Annotated in this window: 1 protein-coding gene and 1 pseudogene; both read left to right on the top strand. The window is 60.4% G+C overall.

The genetic code is table 11. The features are described 5' to 3' along the window. The first annotated feature begins 169 nt into the window (after positions 1–169). Positions 170–601: a LexA family protein gene (locus tag IEX43_RS07580; protein ID WP_188809791.1), complete on the top strand. Its 432-nt coding sequence runs from the start codon at positions 170–172 to the stop codon at positions 599–601. Between the two features lie 177 nt (positions 602–778). Next, positions 779–1,005, top strand: a pseudogene (locus IEX43_RS20225) (tyrosine-type recombinase/integrase); the annotation flags it as partial.

The raw sequence follows: 1,005 nt of genomic DNA, 5'->3' as shown, positions 1-1,005 counted from the left end.
CCTGTATTTAAAGGGTCCGCCTCCGTCAGGTGCGGCAGCGCTGCTGCCTGCCAAGGTACGACGGCGGCGGTCAGCACGGTTTTCCAGCCTGCAATACGGCAGGGATGGCTTTGTCAGAGGCAGGGACTACACTGAAGTAATCGAACATATATTCGAATAAGGGTGTGTTGTGGGCGTTATTATCGGTCCCCGCGTGATAGATGCGGGCGCCTCATTGTTCTCGGTGCTGATCTCGCCGGTGCCCGTCGCCGCGGGGTTCCCTTCGCCGGCGCAGGACTACTTTGACGGCCGGATCGACCTGAACGCCCACCTCATCAAGGACATCACCAGCACCTTTGTTGTCCGGGTGACGGGAGACTCCATGGAGCGCGCCGGCATCAGCGACGGTGATGAGCTGATCGTCAACAGGGCGCTGGAACCGAAGGACGGGTCGGTGGTCATCGCCGTGCTGGACGGGGAACTGACCGTGAAGCGCCTGCGCCTGACTGCCACGGGAGTGGTGCTGCAGGCGGAAAATCCAAAGTATCCGGACATCAGAGTGCCCGCCCTCTCGGAGCTGACCATCTGGGGCGTGGCCACCAGGTGCCTGCACCATGTCTAATATGCGCTTTTCCGTTAAATGCGAATTTAGCCGCCGCGGCGCGCGCTCTTTTGCCTGGGTGAGTGCTTGCGACTCCCCGTAATCTCGCGGACAAGACTTGCTTGAAGGCCCTGATTCGCATTGAATGCATGAATAGTGCAACGAATGGGAGGGCAAGTGCGGGGTTCGGGTATCCCTATGGGCTCTGCGTCTCTGTATCTCGCTTCAGGTATTTCTTTTCTGGACGAGGAGGGAGCGGTCTTCCAGGGCATGCTGGATGGCTGGGCGATGCAGCAGCGGGGAGGCCGGAATCTGAAGGCGAAGTCCGTGGCCGCCGGCTTGGCTCGAGTCCGCGATTTCCATCGCTTCACCGGCGAGTGGCCGTGGAAGTGGACGACCGGGGACTTTGATGAGTGGATGATGCA

This window comes from Pseudarthrobacter polychromogenes (assembly GCF_014644495.1).
Taxonomy (GTDB): Bacteria; Actinomycetota; Actinomycetes; order Actinomycetales; family Micrococcaceae; genus Arthrobacter; species Arthrobacter polychromogenes.
This window is presented reverse-complemented; position numbering and strand designations above follow the sequence as displayed.